15 protein-coding genes are annotated in these 18,163 nt (G+C 60.0%); 5 read left to right on the top strand and 10 right to left on the bottom strand.

Annotated features, from left to right (window positions below; translation table 11 throughout):
• Positions 1–35 precede the first annotated feature (35 nt).
• From ACIQU2_RS14155 to ACIQU2_RS14145, 3 genes are all read right to left on the bottom strand, one after another.
• Positions 36–3,704 carry a translocation/assembly module TamB domain-containing protein gene (locus tag ACIQU2_RS14155; RefSeq protein ID WP_403141662.1) on the bottom strand — a complete coding sequence of 1,223 codons (3,669 nt, stop codon included), beginning with the start codon at positions 3,702–3,704 and terminating at the stop codon, positions 36–38.
• On the bottom strand, positions 3,701–5,428 hold the full coding sequence (locus ACIQU2_RS14150) for an autotransporter assembly complex family protein (protein ID WP_403141660.1): 1,728 nt from the start codon (positions 5,426–5,428) through the stop codon (positions 3,701–3,703). Before ACIQU2_RS14150 ends, ACIQU2_RS14155 begins: the two co-directional genes overlap by 4 nt.
• Positions 5,429–5,493: 65 nt before the next feature.
• Positions 5,494–6,144 (bottom strand): N-acetyltransferase, encoded by a 651-nt coding sequence (locus ACIQU2_RS14145; protein WP_223432571.1) that lies wholly within the window; start codon positions 6,142–6,144, stop codon positions 5,494–5,496.
• 173 nt (positions 6,145–6,317) lie between these two features.
• Between ACIQU2_RS14145 and xthA the strand changes: the two genes are divergently transcribed.
• Both xthA and ACIQU2_RS14135 read left to right on the top strand, forming a co-directional pair.
• Positions 6,318–7,130 carry an exodeoxyribonuclease III gene (gene xthA, locus ACIQU2_RS14140; RefSeq protein ID WP_347803385.1) on the top strand — a complete coding sequence of 271 codons (813 nt, stop codon included), beginning with the start codon at positions 6,318–6,320 and terminating at the stop codon, positions 7,128–7,130.
• A gap of 152 nt (positions 7,131–7,282) precedes the next feature.
• A complete protein-coding gene (locus ACIQU2_RS14135) occupies positions 7,283–8,623 on the top strand; it encodes a phosphate ABC transporter substrate-binding/OmpA family protein (protein WP_347803384.1) in 1,341 nt (446 codons plus the stop codon).
• Between the two features lie 163 nt (positions 8,624–8,786).
• On the opposite strand, the gene ACIQU2_RS14130 is transcribed toward ACIQU2_RS14135, so the two are convergent.
• Positions 8,787–9,305, bottom strand: a complete 519-nt coding sequence (locus ACIQU2_RS14130; protein WP_123366263.1) for an ankyrin repeat domain-containing protein — start codon at positions 9,303–9,305, stop codon at positions 8,787–8,789.
• Between the two features lie 111 nt (positions 9,306–9,416).
• Complete coding sequence (locus ACIQU2_RS14125; protein WP_403141652.1) at positions 9,417–11,255, bottom strand: long-chain-acyl-CoA synthetase; 1,839 nt, start codon at positions 11,253–11,255, stop codon at positions 9,417–9,419.
• Between the two features lie 344 nt (positions 11,256–11,599).
• On the opposite strand from ACIQU2_RS14125, the gene ACIQU2_RS14120 reads away from it, so the two are divergent.
• Positions 11,600–11,878 carry a DUF3509 domain-containing protein gene (locus ACIQU2_RS14120; RefSeq protein WP_347803381.1) on the top strand — a complete coding sequence of 93 codons (279 nt, stop codon included), beginning with the start codon at positions 11,600–11,602 and terminating at the stop codon, positions 11,876–11,878.
• Between the two features lie 119 nt (positions 11,879–11,997).
• Here the strand turns inward: ACIQU2_RS14120 and mtnC are convergent, their stop codons facing one another.
• From mtnC to aroC, 5 genes are read right to left on the bottom strand one after another with little or no spacing between them, the layout of a single operon-like run.
• Positions 11,998–12,681 carry an acireductone synthase gene (gene mtnC, locus ACIQU2_RS14115; protein WP_403141647.1) on the bottom strand — a complete coding sequence of 228 codons (684 nt, stop codon included), beginning with the start codon at positions 12,679–12,681 and terminating at the stop codon, positions 11,998–12,000.
• Between the two features lie 4 nt (positions 12,682–12,685).
• On the bottom strand, positions 12,686–13,231 hold the full coding sequence (locus tag ACIQU2_RS14110) for a 1,2-dihydroxy-3-keto-5-methylthiopentene dioxygenase (RefSeq protein ID WP_403141644.1): 546 nt from the start codon (positions 13,229–13,231) through the stop codon (positions 12,686–12,688).
• Positions 13,232–13,265: 34 nt separating this feature from the next.
• Complete coding sequence (locus tag ACIQU2_RS14105; RefSeq protein ID WP_403141641.1) at positions 13,266–13,892, bottom strand: methylthioribulose 1-phosphate dehydratase; 627 nt, start codon at positions 13,890–13,892, stop codon at positions 13,266–13,268.
• Entirely contained in the window at positions 13,889–15,034 is a 1,146-nt protein-coding gene (locus ACIQU2_RS14100; RefSeq protein WP_403141639.1) for an MFS transporter, read from the bottom strand. Before ACIQU2_RS14100 ends, ACIQU2_RS14105 begins: the two co-directional genes overlap by 4 nt.
• A 34-nt stretch (positions 15,035–15,068) precedes the next feature.
• A complete protein-coding gene (gene aroC / locus ACIQU2_RS14095; RefSeq protein ID WP_008146116.1) occupies positions 15,069–16,160 on the bottom strand; it encodes a chorismate synthase in 1,092 nt (363 codons plus the stop codon).
• An 83-nt stretch (positions 16,161–16,243) separates the two neighbouring features.
• On the opposite strand from aroC, the gene ACIQU2_RS14090 reads away from it, so the two are divergent.
• The gene (locus ACIQU2_RS14090) at positions 16,244–17,242 is read left to right on the top strand and encodes an alpha/beta hydrolase (RefSeq protein ID WP_403141634.1); all 999 of its coding nucleotides are present in this window, start codon (positions 16,244–16,246) and stop codon (positions 17,240–17,242) included.
• Positions 17,243–17,341: 99 nt separating this feature from the next.
• Complete coding sequence (locus ACIQU2_RS14085) at positions 17,342–18,133, top strand: hypothetical protein (RefSeq protein ID WP_403141632.1); 792 nt, start codon at positions 17,342–17,344, stop codon at positions 18,131–18,133.
• Positions 18,134–18,163: the final 30 nt, after the last annotated feature.

The following is an 18,163-nucleotide window of genomic DNA, read 5'->3' as shown; positions in this document are numbered from 1 at the left end:
CGATGGGAGCGACTCGGTTTTGGAGGAGAGGGAGTTTAAAAGTCCCGCTTGTAGAAGATGTCCAGCGAACTGGCCACGCCGCCCGCCGCTTCGAGGTAGACCTTTTTGCTCAGCTTGTAACGCAAGGCGATGGTGTTGGCCGGCTCGAACACGCCAACGCCATAACGCAGGCTGAGCTTCTCGGAGATATTGCCGCTGGCCACGACGCTGGTTGCGTTGCCGCTGCCCTGGGTATCGAGCTGGAAATCCTGAATCCCCAGGTTCTTGGCCAACCCGCTGGTCACCCCCGAACTGCCCATCAGGCCCAGCCCGAGCGCCGCCTGGGCCAGCATGTTGTTGTCTTCACCGTTGGTGCTCAGCGGACGTCCCAGCACCAGATAGGACAAAGCCTCTTCCTGACTCATGGCCGGCTCGGAGAAGATCTGTGTGGTCGGCTGCTCGGCGCTGCCGCTCAGGCGAATGCCGGCGATCACGTCGTCGGTCTGGCGAATCGCTTCGATGTCCAGATACGGCTGGTCGATCGGGCCGGCAAACAGCAAACGCGCCCGGCGCACCGTCAATCGCTGACCGTAGGCGCGATAACGCCCATCGTTGAGCCAGAGCTCGCCGCGGGTGTCCATGTTGTCGCCGATGTGCACATGACCTTGCAGGTTGGCGGTCAGGCCAAACCCGGCGAAGCTGAGTTTGTCCTGACCGACCACCACATCGATGTCCATCGCCATGGCCATCGGTGGTTTGCCCTCTTCGGTCTGCTGGCCGACGATCACCGTGTCATCGGACACCTTGACCGTCGAGGGCGGCAACTCGCGCACGGTGATCTCGCCTTTTGGCACCAGCACCTTGCCGGCGATCGCCAGTTTGTCGTCCTTCATCGAAATCTTCAGGTCCGGCGCCATTTCCAGCTTGGCGTACGGCTCGACGGTGACTGGCAATTGCGTGCCTTTGAGCGCCAGGTCCACCACCAGCGCCTGACCCCAGGCGATGTTGCCGCTCAAGGTGCCCTGCCCGGTCTTGCCACTTTTCCAGCCGCCGTTCAACTGCACGGTTTCGCCGGCAATTACGGCTTGAAGTTGCAGCGCTTCAAGGTCCATCGGCAGTTCAGGCCCGGAAATCTCGCCATCGCTGAGCAGCAGATTGCCGTTGACCTGCGGCGCCAGCAGCGTACCTGCGAGCGTGCCACTGCCATTCAAGCGTCCGGTCAGTTTCTCGACCATCGGCACAAACGGCCGCGCTACCGACAGGTCCAGCCCATTCAAACGGAACGAGCCGGTCAGTGGTTTGTCCTTCGGCAACGGATTGATCTGCGCCTGGAGCATAAGCTCACCGAGCTTGCCGCCGACGAAATTGAGGTCAGTGTCGATGCGCTTGGGCGTGAGTTTGCTGTTCAGTTTCAGGGTCTGGTACGGGAAGTCCAGCCACTGGTCCTTTTCCTTTATGCGCAACGTGCCGCCGCTGGCATCGACGCTGATCTGGCCGTTCGGGCCACTGGCCGGCAGATCCAGTTGCAGGTCGGCGTTGAGTCGTCCCTTCCAGGCGAAATCCTTGGGCAACCACTGCGCCAGGCTGTCGATCGGGAATTGTTTGAGGTGATAACGCAGCTTCGGCTCAGGCATCAGGCGCTGATCCTCACCGCACAGACTGGCCGGGCCGGACGTCCAGCAGTGAGCGCCAAAATTGATCTTGCCGTCCGCCAGCCGCTCCAGCTTCGCCGGACCTTGCAGCTTCCAGTCTTGACCGCCGGCCTGGATATCGCCGCTGGCCAGGCGCCCACGCCAATTGCCTTTGTCCAGATTGCCGTCGAGGCCGAGCGCGAGTTTCAGCTTCGGCCCTTGCAGGTCGAGGGTGAGTTTCTGGTTTTTGATATCGCCCTGGCCACTGGCGGTCAGCGTCCCCAGTGACGTCTCACCGGCCTGAATGCCGCTCCCTTTGAGGTCGATTTTTGCCCGTTGCGCGCTGTCGAGGGTGGCGCCCAGATTCAGGCTTTGCAGGCGATTGTCTTCGAAGGCCAGTTGCGTACCTTGCAGCCCGAGCTTGCCTTGCGGGGCCTTGAGTGTCCCGGCGACATCGACGCGACCATTGAGCTGACCGCGCAGTTGCGGCCACAGCTGAGCCAGGCGCGGCAGCTTGATATCGATCTGACCGGCGAGCTTTTGTTGCAGGCTGGCCTTGCCGTTGATGCTGTTGTCGCCGAGGCGAATTTGCAACGCGCTGAGATTCCATTGCTCGCCACCGCCATCGGCTTTGGCCCGGATCACTGCCGGTTGGCCGCGCAGTTTGCCTTTCAAGTCGAGATCAGCGGTCAGGCTGAGTTTTTCATTCTTCATCTCGCCTGTGCTGCGCAGCGGTCCGGCCAGGGTGCCCGGTAACTCAGCGACCCAATACGCCGGGTTGATCGCCGACAGGTCCAGCGCGGTGTCCCAGGCAATGCCGTCGGCGAACTGCAGGTTCAGGTGCCCTTCGGCCTTGCCCTGCCCGGCTTCAAGTTGAATTTGTTGCAGGTAGATTTTCGTCAGGTCACCGCTGAACGGGCTGGTCAGGCTGAACGCCCCGGCCGGGCCGTCGAGTGCGGCTTTGAAGTTGCCGAGGTATTTACCGTCGGTGTAGGAGACTTCACCGTTGAAGCTGCGCAACGCCACTTCTGGCTCGTCGATCAGCGGATAGAGGCGATACCACGGAAAATCCAGCCAGTCGATTTTTGCGTTGGCGTTCAGGCCTTTGCTCCAATCGAGATTGCCGGTGAGTTTTAGGCTTTGCTTGTCGTTGGCCGTGAGGTCCAACCCGGCGATCTGGGCGCCGTTGGCGTCGACCTTGCCTTGCAGCAACAACGCGACCGGGCCAAGTTCTGCGGGCAACGTGGCTTTGCCGAGCAACTGGTAACCGTTTTTCAGGTCGCCGTCGCCGGTGAGCTCCAGTTGGTTGAGTTGCAGGGTGTCCGGCAGATCGGCGCTGGGCTTGAAGCCGTCAGCGGTGATCCGCACTTTGGCCGGCAGATTATCAATCAGCGGTTGCAGCTCGCCGGTCAGTTGCCCGTTCAAGTAACCGCTGCTGTCGGCTTTCAGCTTCAGGGTTTTCAGCAGGTCGCCGTCGATCTTCAGGGCCAACGCCCAAGGCTCGGGGGCCCGCAACGTCAGGTTGCCTTCAGCCTTGAGCGGCCAGTTGCCGCGGGGTTGCAGCAGGCCGGTAAGATTCAGGCTGAGCTCATCACGCTGCAACTTCACCGAGTCGATCTGCAACCCTTGCGCCGTCCAGTGCGCGGCCAGTTGCAACCCCTTGAGTGCTTCGCTGCCGTTGAACAGCAGGCTGCCGACCTGGACATCGCCCAGTTCGATGGCCAATGGCAAGTCCAGGTCCGGAAGCTCGATCGAACCGCTGCTGTCTTCATCCGTGCCCGGTGGAAACTGCAGGCTGACTTGATCGGCCTTCAGTTGCTCGATGCACAGTGCCATGCGCGTCAGGCACAGTGGCGACCAGGCGAAAATGACCTTGTTCAACTCGACTCGACTGGCGTCTTGCTGCCACAACACCCGGTCGGCGCTCCACTGCCCGGCCAAGCGGCCCTGGAAGTTTTCGAGGGTCAACCCCGGGACGAAACCCAGTGCCCAGCGACTGCCCGTTGCCGTGCCCAGCACTGTGGCCACGGTCAGGACGACCAGCATCAGCAGCGCCAGAATCGCCAGCAGCGTTATTTTCAAACCACGATTCACAGCTCAGGCCCCATGGAAAAGTGCAGTCGAATGCCGCCGTCGTCGTCCATCGCATGGGCCAGGTCGAGGCGTATCGGTCCGACCGGAGAAACCCAGCGCACACCGATGCCGACGCCGGTCTTGAGGTTCGGCAGTTCGAGGGTATTGAAGGAGTTGCCTTGGTCGATGAAGGTCGCGACCCGCCATTTTTCGGCGATGGAGTACTGATACTCGACGCTTCCGGCGATCATGTAGCGGCCACCGATGCGGTCGCCCTCGGAGTTTTCCGGGGACAGGCTCTGATAGTCGTAACCGCGCACGCTCTGATCGCCACCGGCGAAGAAGCGCAACGACGGCGGTACCGATTTGTAGCCGTTGGTGGCGCTGCCGCCGACCTGCACCCGACCGAGCAAGCGGTGTTTGTCGAAGACCGTGGTCAAGCCTTTCACCAACGCGGTGCCGTAAAGCAGGTTGGTGTCAGAGCCCAAACCTTCCTTGGCCACTTTTGTCTCGAATTCCAGGCGATAACCGTTGTGCGGGTCGATGCGGTTATCACTTTTAAGATAGGAATAGCTGACGCCAGGCATCAGCAACGTGCTGAGCCCCGAGTCGTCGCCGAGCCTGTATTCCTCGCGCTGCCATTTAAGCGACACCACCCGCTGCCAACCGCTGGGCAGCTTGCTGTGCCACTCGGGGCCGATGGTCAGCAGTTTGCTGAGGGAGTCCTTGTCGGCGATTTCTTCATTCTGATAGCCACCGGCGAACCGCAATTTGTCGGTCAGCGGCGGGTCCAGGGGAATGTCGTAGAACACACCGACGTTCTGCCGGGGCGCCGAAACTTCGGTCTCCCAGCCATAGCTGTGCCCCTGAGGGTTGACCCAGTGCCGGGTCCAGTTGGCCTTGACCCGTGGGCCGACGTCGGTGGAATAACCCAGCCCCAGACCCATGGTCCGTGGTTTGCGCGTTTCGAGTTTGACGTCCACCGGGATCACGTCGTTCTTGGACGCCGTCGGCGCCGCATCCACCCGCACGCTTTCGAAATAGCCGCTCGATTGCATGGCTTGATTGAGCTCCGCGATCAGTTCGGAATCATAAGGCGCGCCCGCCTTGAATGGCACCATACGCCGCAGCAGGTCTTCGTCGAACGGCGTGTCGCCTTCGAAACTGACCTTACCCAGTGAATAACGCGGGCCGCTGTTGTAGATCAGTTCGATGTCGGCAACGCCGGCCCGCGGGTCGACCGACAATTTCTGGCTGCTGAAGTAACCGCTGAAAAAACCGTAGCGCGAGGCCTGGTTCTGAATCAGGCGCTTGGCGTCTTCGTAATGGCCGTGGTTGAGCACTGCGCCGGTTTTCAGTGCAGCGCTTTTGGGTACACGAAAGGATTTGAGGGCGGCGGCCGGGCCGTCGATGCGAATAGTGACGTTGCGCAAATGCACCGGCTCGCCGGGATCGATGCTCAGCACCAGGCGAGGCGTCTTGCCGCCCTTCACATCCGTGTCGATCTGCGGCTGGTAATAACCCAAGGCCTGGGCGGCCTTGCGTGCCTGTTCTTCGGCGCCACGACTGAAGCGCAGCAAGGCTTCTTCGTCTCGATCGCCGAGGCTGCCGATATAGCCCTCTATATTGGCCTTCAGTTCATCGTTGGACGGTTTGATCCGCACATCCAATTCACTTTGCGCCAGCGCCGCGCAGCTGGTAATCAGCATCAGCACGCCGCTGGTAATTCTTCCTGGAAAATTCATAGGCGCGGATGCTATCACGAGCTTGGGAGCGTGATGGAGCCTGGCGTGCGGTGAAAGTTCTACCTTTATGCCGTTGCTGTTTGTAACACCTGCGGATTGGCGTGGAAAAATACGTGCTCGCGAATCGGTCCTACGGCGACCTCACCAATTTCCTCATAGCCCTGACGCTTATAGAACTCCAGATAACGAGGATTCCCGGTATCGAGGATCACGCCCTCGGAGTGTTCATCCACCGCGCACCAGTTGTGCACCGCTTGCAGCAATTGTTCGCCAAAGTGTTGGCCCTGGAATTGCGGATGAACCCCCAGCAACGGCAGCAGGTGCACCGAATCGGACGGCACGCAAGCCATCACGGCATCGTGATACTCGAGATAGCGACGGGTGCAGCGAAACCCGGTGCTGAGCACCATGCGCAAACGCCAGGCCCAACTTTCGGTGATGCCCAGGCGACGTTGCGGCGGCGCGATCAACGCGATGCCGATCAACCGGTCGTTGACCAGCAGGCCGATGGCCGGCAAGTCCTGAAGAAAGTGTTGTTTGACCAACTCGCGCACGGTGGCGCGGACCCGCTGTTCATAACCGGGACGCTCCGCTTCGAACAGGTAACCGAACGTCGGCTCATGCCGGTAAGCCTGGTACAACAGCGAACGTGCTTCGCGGGAATAGCCGTTGTCGAGCATGTGAATATCGGCGATGACGGTCGAGGTTTCGGGCATAACGGTAGATCTCCCCGGGCGCAGCTCAAAATGGCGGCGCTCTTATTGGTACGAGCCTTTGGGTGGTAATACAGTTCCCCCACAGGTATAGACCAAGGCTGGATCTTCATCGACTGGACTGGCCCCCTTCCTACATGTCAGCTAGCATCGCCCTTTTGCCAGGACTGCCGACCATGAAGATCGTCTCCTTCAACATCAACGGGCTGCGCGCTCGCCCCCATCAGCTGTCGGCGCTGATCGAAAAGCATCAGCCAGATGTGATCGGACTGCAGGAAACCAAGGTTCACGACGACCAATTCCCGCTGGCCGAGGTTCAGGCGCTGGGCTATCACGTGTATTTCCACGGTCAAAAAGGTCACTACGGCGTCGCCCTGCTCTCGCGTCAGGAACCTGTCGCGTTGCACAAAGGTTTCTCCAGCGATGAAGAAGACGCTCAGCGCCGCTTCATCTGGGGCACGTTCACCGACGCCAATGGCGTGCCGGTGACCATCATGAACGGCTATTTCCCACAGGGCGAAAGCCGCGATCACCCGACCAAGTTCCCGGCCAAGGAACGCTTTTACAGCGATCTGCAGCAACTGCTGGAAAGCCAGTTCAGCAACGATCAGCCGGTGGTGGTGATGGGCGACGTGAACATCTCCCCGGAAGACTGCGACATCGGTATAGGCCCGGACAACATGAAACGCTGGCTGAAAACCGGCAAATGCAGCTTCCTGCCGGAAGAACGCGAGTGGATGGCCCGTTTGAAGAACTGGGGCCTGGTGGACAGCTTCCGTCACTTGAACCCGGAGGTGGCCGACCGTTTCAGCTGGTTCGACTACCGTAGCCGCGGTTTTGAGGATGAGCCCAAGCGTGGGCTGCGGATTGACTTGATCATGGCGTCCCACGGGTTGTTGCCACGCGTGAAGGATGCGGGTGTGGATTACGAATTGCGCGGGATGGAAAAGCCGTCGGATCACGCGCCGATCTGGCTTGAACTGAGCTAAAAGCAAAAGATCGCAGCGTTGCGCAGCTCCTACAATGGGTCGGCGTACCCCCTGTAGGAGCTGCGGAACGCTGCGATCTTTTGATCTGTCATCTTTCAGAAACCTTACTGACTTATTCTCCCGGCACTTCCTTTGGCTTATAAGGTGCCGGCATGACGCTGCGCGTGTTGTTCCTGTTGATGCTGTGCGCCTGCCTGCCGCTGACGGCGTCGGCTGGCGCTTTGCCGACGCCCGAGGCTGGCCCGGTGCTGCGCATCCAGGGTTCCAACACCATTGGCGCGGCATTGGGCCCGGCGCTGGTTGAAGGGTTGATGAGCGAACAGGGCCTGCTCAAGGTTCACAGCGAGGCTCCGGACAAAGCCAACGAACTGCGCGTCATCGGCGAAACCGTTCAGGGCCGCCGGGTCGCGGTGGACATCGCGGCCCACGGTTCCAGCACCGGTTTCACCGCCCTGAAAACCGCCACCGCCGACCTCGCCGCCTCCTCGCGCCCGATCAAGGACAGCGAACGGGCAGACCTTGCACGCTTGGGCGACTTTAAAAGCGCCGGCGCTGAGCAAGTCATCGCCATCGATGGCCTGGCGATCATTCTCCATCCGCAAAATCCGTTGAGTGAACTGAACACCGAACAACTGGCGCGAATCTTCAGCGGCGAGGCAAAAACCTGGGAAGAACTCGGCGGCAGCGGTGGGACGATTCATCTCTATGCGCGGGATGACCAATCGGGCACCTACGACACGTTCAAGGAACTGATCCTCAGCCGTCGTGGGAAAACGCTGAGCAACGCTGCGAAACGTTTCGAATCCAGCGAACAATTGTCCGATGCGGTCAGCCTCGACCCGCAAGGTATTGGCTTCATCGGCTTGCCTTACGTGCGTCAAGCCAAAGCCGTGGCGATTGCCGATGGCCAATCCCAAGCCATGTTGCCGCTCAATAGCTTGATTGCTACGGAAGACTATCCGTTGTCGCGCCGGCTGTTCTTTTACCTGCCGCCCAACGGGAAAAATCCTTGGGCCGAAGCACTGGTGGCGTTCGCCCAAAGCAGCAAGGGTCAGGCGATTGTCGCAGCCAATGGCTTTATCGCCCAGACCATCCAGGCCATGACCGTCACACCGAACGCGCTGATGCCCGAGGGTTATCAGGCGCTCAGCCGTCACGCCCAACGACTGACGGTGAATTTCCGTTTCGAAGAAGGCAGTGCGACGCTGGACAACAAGGCCCGGCAGGACCTGTGGCGGGTACTCGACTATATAAAGCAGCACGAGAAAACCAATCGCCAGGTGGCGCTGGTGGGGTTTGGCGACGCCAAAAGTGATCCGGCGCGGGCCGATCTGCTGTCGAAACTACGCGCCATGGCGGTGCGGCGGGAACTGGTGAAAAGCGGCGTGGTAGTTCGCGAGATTCGTGGTTTTGGCGCTGAGATGCCAGTGGCGGCCAATAGCGCGGATGAGGGGCGAATCAAGAATCGGCGGGTTGAGGTGTGGGTGTACTGACGCCGTGTGTAGCAGCTGTCGAGCTTGCGAGGCTGCGTTCGGCTGCGCAGCAGTCGTAAAACGTGTATGTGCAGTCTCCCTGAAACACCGCATCGTCTGATTTCACGACTGCTGCGCAGCCGAACGCAGCCTCGCAAGCTCGACAGCTGCTACACGGCGGAGATCAGCCGAGCAGTTTCTGCAACTGCGCCGTGGTGTCCACCGCGCCCATGGTCTTGGCGGCATCCAGCGCAGAGACGCCATTGGCGTCCTTGGCTTTCGGGTCGGCGCCCTTGCTGATCAGGTAGTCGACGATTTCGACGCGATTGAACATCGCCGCCATCATCAGCGCAGTGCGACCGTCGAAGGACGAGCCCTCCACTTGCGCGCCGCCTTCAACCAGTGCCTTGACCACCGCCAGATCACCCTTGAACGCCGCGCCGGCAATCGGGCTCTGGCCGTTGTCGTTGCGGATTTCCGGGTCGGCCTTGTGTTCGAGCAGGACTTTTACCGTCTCCACATGGCCGTGGTACGCAGCCAGCATCAGCAAGGTGTCGCCCTTGTGGTTACGCAGGTTCGGCGGCAGGCCCTTGGTCAACAGCGCAGCCATCATGGCCGCATCGCCCTCGCGCGCTTTGTTGAATACCTGTTCGGCAAATTCAGCGGCTTCTTCGGGGGTCATCTGGCGGCTTTGGTCTGACATTGGGCACTCCACGTTCTGTTATTTGCAAAGCCGACAGTTTCCCGAGCAGCCCCGAGGCTGTCACTTCTTTTTTCTCATGGAAGGCCATAGGCACATTCAATAGCGCTGCATTCAATAACGAAAAGCGCCGCCGTGAATATCCGCCAGCAACTGCGGAGTGACCTGCACGTAAGTCTGGGTCCCCGGCAGCCAGGCGTAGATCGGATCATCGCCGGTTTTGCCGGGGTCGAAGGCTTCGTCCCTGAGGCGGGTCTTCTGGTATTTGAACGTGCCGGTGGTCTCCATTTTCACCTTCACTCGCAAGAACAAAGGCACCGCATAGGCCGGCATTTGCTCACGGGCGAAGGCCAGCAGCTCACTGAAATCCAGAGTCGCCAGGGACTCGGCTGGCGTAATCGCCGCCATCCCGGCACGCCCGTTGGTGTTGCGGATTTCCACGCCGTAGGCCACGGCTTCGGAAATATTCGGGTGTTGCAGAAGGATGTTCTCGACCTCGGTGGTCGAGACGTTTTCGCCCTTCCAGCGATAGGTGTCACCCAAACGGTCAACAAACTGAGCGTGGCCAAAACCGATGTTGCGCAGCAGGTCACCGGTATTGAAGTAACGGTCGCCCTTCTCGAACACGTCGTGCAGCACAACCTTTTCGGTCTTCTGCGGATCGGTGTAGCCGTCGAGCGGTGCCTTGTCGTCGATCTTCGCCAGCAACAGCCCCTGCTCGCCTTTGGCAACCTTGCGCATGAAGCCCTTGGCATCCCGAATCGGCGCACCGCTGTCGTGGTCGTACGCCGCCAACTCCCATGACATCAGGGAAAAACCGACGGTGTTATCAAAATTGAGGATGTTGGTGAAGCCGATGTTGCCGTCGCTGGCGGCGTAAAGCTCGCAGATGTGATTCACCGCAAAACGTGTCTTGAACTCGCCCCACGCGCCGGGGCGCAGACCATTGCCGATCATCTTCGTCACGCGGTGCTTGCTGTCGTCGACGCTCGGCGGTTGATCCACCAGGTAGCGGCACAATTCGCCGACGTAACCGAGGGTAGTCGCGCGGTACTTGCGCACATCGTTCCAGAATTGACTGGCGCTGAACTTGCGGCGAATGGCAAAGCCCGAGGCGCCACTGATCGCCGAGCCCCAGCACACGCACAGCCCGGTAGCGTGATAGAGCGGCAAGGTGCAATAGACGACATCCTCCGGGCGCATATCCAAGGCGATCAGCCCGAAGCTCGCGGAGCTGCGCATCCAGCGGCCGTGCTTGAACACCCCGGCCTTGGGCAAGCCGGTGGTGCCCGAGGTGTAGATGTACAAACAAGGGTCGTCGAAAAAAACCTGCTGACTGCTGGCGGGGTTGTCGCTGGAGCTGCCGGCACTGGCCGTCATCAGGTTGATGAACCCGTCGGGCGCAATGCCCGGATGGCTGAAGGTGTCTCGATCAGCGACGAACCAGGTGCGCGCCGCGTCGATCGATACCCGTTCCCGAACCGCCGAAAACGCCGGTACCAGTTCTTCTCCGACAATGATCGCCGCGGGTGCCACCAGGTTCAGGCTGTGAGCCAGGGTATCGCGGGTCTGCGAAGTATTGAGCAAGGCACTGATCGCGCCAACCTTGGCCACCGCCAGAATCGTCACCAGCAGTTCCGGGCGATTCTCGATAAATACCGCCACCACATCGCCCTTGCGGATGCCTTGGGCAATCAGATGATGGGCAATGCGATTGGCCCATTGATTGACCTGAGCATACGTCAGCGCCACCTCGCCCTGCAGCAATGCCGGGCCATCGGGATTGCGCAACGTCGCTTGCTCGAAGCTCCAGCCCAGGCCGCACGGTTGGGTCGGGTCCTTGATGTTGGCGGCTTTCATACCTTTCACCACGCGAGGAATGGCTTTGGCAATGGAAGGCAGCTTGCGGAGCATCATGCCCCAGGTAATCGTGTCGTTCGGCGTGCGGCTCATGGTTGCTCCCGGTCGATCTTTTTATTGTTCGGGCGGCGTTAATTGAGGCCGAAAATACGTCAGCGGTTCCTGAGCTGTACACGCGGTTTTTGAAATGATTTGTATCCACGTCTGCGGCATTCGAAATCGTGAGCTTGCGCCGGGCAATTGGTTCCATCGAATCGATGTCGACCACGCAAAATGCAGGATGCACGATGGCCATTCATGCAGATTGCACGAAAGTGCAAAAGCACTGAAAACACAACTTATTGATATATAAGGATTTTTTAAAAATCAGGTGCTGGCACAATCACTGCAACTACCTCTGCATGCTTGCCATTCAAGAGCTAACGGAGCTGATAGACATGAGCCTGATCCAAGAAAAATTTTCGTCCCTGTTCTCCAACTTCGAAGTGACCACCCAGCCACGTCCGGACGGCGGCATTCTGCTGACCTTGAGCAGCACCGACGGCAAAGTCTTCAAACGCTCGATTTCGTACCAGCAATTGCATGCTGGCGATCAGCTGTCCTGGGTGATCAGTGCCATTCGCCGTGACATCGCCGAACAAGCCAGCGAACTGCCGCAGATTTCCATGCTGCAAAGCCAGCAGCGGTTTGCCCTGCCGACGTATCACTCGGTGTAAATCCTAAAACACTGTGGGAGCGAGCTTGCTCGCGATGGCGGCTGAACATTCAACACTTGTGTTGACTGACAGACCGCTATCGCGAGCAAGCTCGCTCCCACAGGTATGTGCTATATGCCTTAAAACGTCGAAGGATCGATCCGCGCAAAACTGTCGACGGTCACATGCCCCGCCAGCTCCCCGCCCTCTCGGGCCAGCCCGCACGTCGCCATTCCCGCCGTGCGCGCCGCGTCCAGTTCCTCGACGATGTCGGACAGAAACAAGATCTGCGAAGCGTCCAGGCCAATAGTCTGGGTAATGCGCTCGTAGGACTGCGCATCACGCTTGGGCCCCGAGGTGGTGTCGAAATAGCCACTGAACAGTGGTGACAGATCCCCCGCTTCCGAGCAGCCAAAGATCAGCTTTTGCGCCTGAATCGAACCGGACGAATAAACAAACAGTTTGAAGCCGTGCTGATGCCAGCGTTTGAGCGCGTCAACGGCGTCCGGATAAATGTGGCCTTTCAACTCTCCGGCCTGATAGCCCTGCCCCCAGACCATGCCTTGCAACGCTTTCAGCGGCGTGGCTTTGCGGTCTTCGGCGATCCAGTTCAGAAGAATGTCGATCACCCGCTCGATGTCGGCGTTCGGCTCGTTGGTATCCCGGCGAACGGCGGCCAGTTGCTCGGCAACATCCGCACGCGCGGCGTGCTGGAGAACAAAATCCGGCAAGTGTTTGGCGGCGTAGGGAAACAGCACGTCGAACACAAAACTCACCGCACTGGTGGTGCCTTCGATGTCGGTGAGAATCGCTTTGATCGGCATCGCCTCAGTCCTCAAGACGCGGGAAGCGGCTGGCGATGTCTTCTCCGGTGAAATTGGCCACCCAGCCTTCAGGGTTGTTGAACAGACGGATCGCGACGAAATGCGGATGCTCGCCCATGTCGAACCAATGCGGCGTGCCGGCCGGCACCGAGATCAGGTCGTTTTTCTCACACAGCACGGCATAGACGTAATCGTCGACGTGCAGGGTAAACAGCCCACGGCCAGCGACGAAAAATCGTACTTCGTCTTCGCCATGGCGATGTTCGTCGAGAAACTTGGCGCGCAATTCGGATTTTTGCGGGTGATCGCTGGTCAGGCTGATGACGTCGACGGTGATGTAACCGCGTTCGGTCATCAGTTGGTCGATTTGCTCCTGATACGCGGCGATCACTTCTTCCTGACTGGCGCCGGGCTGGATTTTCGCCGTGGCTTGCCAGCGGTCGAAGCGCACACCTTGTTCGGCCAGGGTCGAGGCGATGTCTTCGAAATGCGTCAGCACCTTGTTAGGCAAATCAGGGCTTGAGACGTGGTAAACGGACAGGCTGCTCATCAGGGCAACTCCTTAACGGTTCATGCTTTGCGGTTCATGCTTGACGGTTTAAAACCGAGCGCGTCTTCAACTCGCACTCGAACAAAAATTCAAAGGCCTCGATCTGCCGCAGTGCATCGCTCATGCGCGCGCCCCAGGTGTAAAGACCGTGGCCGCGGATCAGGTAGCCGACGCAATCGGGATGGGCCTGGAGCCAAGGCTGCACCTTGGCGGCGAGGCGCGCAATGTCCTGGTCGTTATCGAAAATCGGCACACGTACCCGGGATTCGTGGGTCGACACACCGCTAAAGGCTTTTTGCAGTTCATAGTCTTCGAACTCGATGAAGTCTTGCGGCGTCAGGCGCGACAGCACCGTGGCGTTCACCGAATGCGTGTGCAGCACCGCGCCGATCTCCGGGCGCCAGCTATAGAGCTGGGTGTGCAGCAGGGTTTCGGCGGACGGTTTTTTGCCCGGTTCCAGGCTATTGCCGGACAGATCGGTGGCCAGCACATCGTCGAGGCCGAGTTGGCCTTTATGCTTGCCGGACACCGTCAGCAGCGCTTCAGTCGGCGACAGGCGCGTCGAGTAGTTGCTGCTGGTGGCCGGCGACCAGCCGCGGCCATACAGAAAACGCCCGGCATCGATGATTTCCTGGGCGAGGTGCTCACGGGTGAGGCTCATGGCCTGTCCTCTTGCATACGTGTGGCAATGATACCGGCAGCCGCCAGGGCTGCGAGACTGGCAATACTAAAGGTCAATGCAGGGCCGAGGGCATTCCAGCTGTAGCCGGAATACAACGCGCCCAGTGCGCCGCCGGTGCCGGCCAGTGCGGCGTACAACGCCTGGCCCTGCCCTTGCTGACGCGCGCCGAAGCTACGTTGCACGAACTGGATGGCAGCCGCGTGAAAGCTGCCGAATGTCGCCGCGTGCAGTACCTGGGCAAACAACAGCACCCAAAGGAACTCAGCGAACGAACCGAGCAACAACCAACGCAACGCCGCCAGCAGAAAACTCGCCAGCAACACCCGACGCACGGAGAAGCGCGCGAGGATCTTGCTCATGGCCAGAAACATCAAGACTTCGGCGACCACGCCGACCGCCCAGAGCACGCCGATCAGCCCACGGCTGTACCCGAGCCGTTCCAGATGCAAGGTCAGAAAGGTGTAATAAGGGCCGTGGCTCATCTGCATCAGCGCCACGCAACCGTAAAACGCCAATACGCCAGGATTGCGCAATTGCTTGAGAAACCCATCTCCCGCTATTCGATTGCCCTGAGCCGGTTGGGCGTTCGGCACCCACAAACTGCTGACCACGATCCCGGCCATGATCAGCACCAGCGCCACCGGATAGATATCCAGACTCAACCATTCGAACAACCGGCCAAGCGCGACCACGGTGATGATAAAACCGATGGAACCCCACAGGCGGATCTGACTGTAACGGTTAGTCTGGCCCTGCAAGTGCGCCAACGTGATGACTTCGAACTGCGGCAACACCGCGTGCCAGAAAAACGCGTGCAAGGCCATGACCATCGCCAGCCAGGCGTAGGTCTTGCTGACGAAGATCAGCGAAAACGTCAGTAGCGTGCAGACCGCACCGAAGCGCACGATGGCCAGGCGTCGGCCGGTGTAATCACCGAGCCAGCCCCAGATGTTCGGCGCCACGCAGCGCATCAGCATCGGGATCGCCACCAGCTCGCCGATCCGTGCGCTGGAAAAGCCCAGGTGATCGAAGTACAGCGCCAGAAACGGCGCTGTCGAACCGAGCAAGGCGAAATAGAACAAATAGAAACTGGAGAGCCGCCAGTACGGGAGCGCCGCCACAGTCGTCAGACCGCAGCGGCTGTGAGGTCAGCCATTAAAGCTGACCCAGCACCGGCGTGCTCACGCGCACGTCCAGGTTCTGCCCACGGTGACGCAGCAGGTGATCCATCAGCACGATGGCCATCATCGCTTCGGCGATCGGTGTGGCGCGGATGCCGACGCACGGGTCATGACGACCCTTGGTGACGACTTCCACCGGGTTGCCATGGATGTCGATGGAACGGCCCGGCGTGGTGATGCTCGAGGTTGGCTTGAGTGCCAGGTGCGCGACGATCGGCTGACCCGACGAAATGCCACCCAAAATGCCGCCCGCGTTGTTGCTGAGGAAACCTTGCGGGGTCATTTCATCGCGGTGCTCGGTGCCGCGTTGGGCAACGCTGGCGAAACCGGCGCCGATTTCCACGCCTTTGACCGCGTTGATGCTCATCAGCGCATGAGCGAGTTCGGCATCGAGACGGTCGAAGATCGGCTCGCCAAGGCCCGGCATCACGCCTTCAGCGACCACGGTGATCTTCGCACCGACCGAATCCTGATCACGGCGCAACTGGTCCATATAGGCTTCCAATTCCGGGACCTTGTCCGGATCAGGGCTGAAGAAGGCGTTCTCTTCCACCGAATCCCAGGTCTTGAACGGAATTTCGATCGGGCCGAGCTGGCTCATGTAGCCACGAATGACGATGCCCTGAGTGGCCAGGTATTTTTTCGCAATCGCACCGGCGGCCACGCGCATGGCCGTTTCACGGGCCGAGCTGCGACCGCCGCCGCGGTAATCGCGCTCGCCGTACTTATGGTGATAGGTGTAGTCGGCGTGGGCCGGGCGGAACAGATCCTTGATCGCCGAGTAATCCTTGGACTTCTGGTCGGTGTTGCGGATCAACAGACCGATGGAGCAACCGGTGGTGCGTCCTTCGAACACGCCGGAGAGGATTTCGACTTCGTCGGCTTCCTGGCGCTGGGTGGTGTGGCGGCTGGTGCCGGGTTTGCGGCGGTCCAGGTCACGCTGCAGATCCTCCAGAGAGATCTCCAGGCCCGGCGGGCAGCCGTCGACAATGGCGACCAACGCCGGGCCATGGCTTTCGCCCGCGGTGGTGACAGTGAACAGCTTGCCGTAGGTATTGCCGGACATGCAGGACGCTCCGTGAATTCGAACCAAATACGTAATGCGCGCCAGTATACGCAGGCTACCCAACTAGTTCATCCTCGAACCTTATGGGTGCCTGCGAGTCCAACCGGCATCTTGTTCATGATGGCGTGATGATGCTGCGAGTTATAGCCTTGAGCCTTACCCTGTTTACCGGCTTTGTACAGGCCACTGTCCTGCAACGCCCGATCACGTTGGACACCGGCACCGGCGAGCTTTTCGGCTCGTTACTCCTGCCAAAATCCGACAAACCTGTGCCGGTTGTCCTGATCATTTCCGGCTCCGGTCCTACGGATCGTGACGGAAACAACCCTGACGGCGGACGCAACGACAGCCTCAAGCGTCTCGCTTGGGTACTGGCCAAACACAACATCGCCAGCGTGCGTTATGACAAACGCGGCGTGGCGGCGAGCCTTGCGGCGACCCCGGATGAACGCAATCTGTCGGTGGAAGCCTATGTGGCCGACGCCGAGGCCTGGGGCCAGAAGCTCAAAACCGACCCGCGCTTTGGCCAACTGATCCTGCTGGGCCACAGCGAAGGCGCCTTGATCGCCAGCCTCGCGGCGCCGAGCCTGGACGCCGCCGCGGTCATCTCCATGTCCGGCAGCGCCCGGCCGATCGATCAGGTGCTGCGCCAGCAATTGAGCAATCGCCTGCCGCCACCGCTGATGCTGCGCAGCAATGAACTGCTCGACAGCCTCAAGGCCGGCCGCACCGACGACAACGTGCCGCCGCAGTTGCAGGTGATTTTCCGCCCGAGCGTGCAGCCGTATCTGATTTCATTGTTCCGCCAGGACCCGGCGGCGGCGTTCGCCAAGTTGAAGATGCCGGCGCTGATCATCCAGGGCAGCAACGACATCCAGGTCGGTGTCGGTGACGCCAGGCTGTTGAAGGCCGCCAAACCGGACGCCGAGCTGGCGCTGATCGAAGGCATGAACCACGTGATGCGCATTGTGCCCAACGATGTAAAACGGCAATTGGCCTCTTACAAAGATCCGCAATTGCCACTGGCGGCCGAACTCGGCACGCGAATCCTCGGGTTTATTGACGGACTTCGCGCCCGTTAAGGGCTGTTTGCCCTCCAGTCCTGAAAAAAACGGCCGATAAGCCTTTGTCGCCAGCGCTATGACTGGCGGCAAGCAGAGCTTGGACAGGATCTCGCCGTTATGACTGATACCCAGACTTCACCCGACACCACTGCTGAAAAAGACGCACCACCAGTGGTCGAGCTGCCATGGGCGGATGTCCACGCCGAGCACCACAAGATGCTCCGTCTGGCGCCATTGCAAACCGACCGCAACACCGGTGGACGGCCGCTGCGCTTTGTTGAGTTCGGTTACGCCGAACGCAACAACAAGGAACACAGCCTGATGCGCATGAGCATTTCGCTGCCCGGCCAGCGCGTGCGCAAGGAACAGAATCATCTGGACGTGTGGGTCGATCACGCCACCAAGCGCGTGCATTTCGGGCCTGACAGCGGTTTGCAGATCGAACCGATGAACCGTGGCATCGGCCGATTCATGGCCGCTCAGGGCATTACCTGGGCGAAAAAGAGATGGCCCGGCTACACCGTCGACGGCACAGACCTGAACAACAAGGATGCGCTGAACGAAGACACTCGTCTGCGCCGCGATCACTTTTTGCGGATGCATGGTTTCGATGTGATCTACGCCGACGCCCAGCATTTGAAGGGCAGCGTCAAAGAAGTGCAGGTCGGCGACCTGTTGGGTGACTGGAGTACGGAAAAATTGCAGGTCGTGGAAATTCTTGAGGCGGCGCAGATGCTCCAGCAAGCCGAGCAAAATCTGGCCGAGCAGGAAGTCAAACTCAAGAAGCACGAAGAAAAGGTCAGTAAGTACAAGCGCGAAGACGCCGGGCTGCGCTTTACCATTAGCTGCCTGGTGGCGTTTGCGGTGTTTCAGGCGGGGTTGTTGATCTGGATTGCCACGCACCGGTAATCGGTGTCGAACCCAAAAAGATCGCAGCCT

Origin of the sequence: Pseudomonas sp. NPDC098740 (genome assembly GCF_044760065.1) — a bacterium.
In the GTDB taxonomy this organism is placed as follows: domain Bacteria; phylum Pseudomonadota; class Gammaproteobacteria; order Pseudomonadales; family Pseudomonadaceae; genus Aquipseudomonas; species Aquipseudomonas rossensis.
This window is presented reverse-complemented; position numbering and strand designations above follow the sequence as displayed.

What these genes read in the sequence shown, in the direction of transcription:
- ACIQU2_RS14150 (WP_403141660.1), bottom strand. Translation starts at nt 5,428, where the DNA reads ATGAATTTTCCAGGAAGAATTACCAGCGGCGTGCTGATGCTGATTACC.
- ACIQU2_RS14145 (WP_223432571.1), bottom strand. Translation starts at nt 6,144, where the DNA reads ATGCCCGAAACCTCGACCGTCATCGCCGATATTCACATGCTCGACAAC.
- xthA (WP_347803385.1), top strand. Translation starts at nt 6,318, where the DNA reads ATGAAGATCGTCTCCTTCAACATCAACGGGCTGCGCGCTCGCCCCCAT.
- ACIQU2_RS14135 (WP_347803384.1), top strand. Translation starts at nt 7,283, where the DNA reads ATGACGCTGCGCGTGTTGTTCCTGTTGATGCTGTGCGCCTGCCTGCCG.
- ACIQU2_RS14130 (WP_123366263.1), bottom strand. Translation starts at nt 9,305, where the DNA reads ATGTCAGACCAAAGCCGCCAGATGACCCCCGAAGAAGCCGCTGAATTT.
- ACIQU2_RS14125 (WP_403141652.1), bottom strand. Translation starts at nt 11,255, where the DNA reads ATGAGCCGCACGCCGAACGACACGATTACCTGGGGCATGATGCTCCGC.
- ACIQU2_RS14120 (WP_347803381.1), top strand. Translation starts at nt 11,600, where the DNA reads ATGAGCCTGATCCAAGAAAAATTTTCGTCCCTGTTCTCCAACTTCGAA.
- mtnC (WP_403141647.1), bottom strand. Translation starts at nt 12,681, where the DNA reads ATGCCGATCAAAGCGATTCTCACCGACATCGAAGGCACCACCAGTGCG.
- ACIQU2_RS14110 (WP_403141644.1), bottom strand. Translation starts at nt 13,231, where the DNA reads ATGAGCAGCCTGTCCGTTTACCACGTCTCAAGCCCTGATTTGCCTAAC.
- ACIQU2_RS14105 (WP_403141641.1), bottom strand. Translation starts at nt 13,892, where the DNA reads ATGAGCCTCACCCGTGAGCACCTCGCCCAGGAAATCATCGATGCCGGG.
- aroC (WP_008146116.1), bottom strand. Translation starts at nt 16,160, where the DNA reads ATGTCCGGCAATACCTACGGCAAGCTGTTCACTGTCACCACCGCGGGC.
- ACIQU2_RS14090 (WP_403141634.1), top strand. Translation starts at nt 16,244, where the DNA reads ATGGGTGCCTGCGAGTCCAACCGGCATCTTGTTCATGATGGCGTGATG.
- ACIQU2_RS14085 (WP_403141632.1), top strand. Translation starts at nt 17,342, where the DNA reads ATGACTGATACCCAGACTTCACCCGACACCACTGCTGAAAAAGACGCA.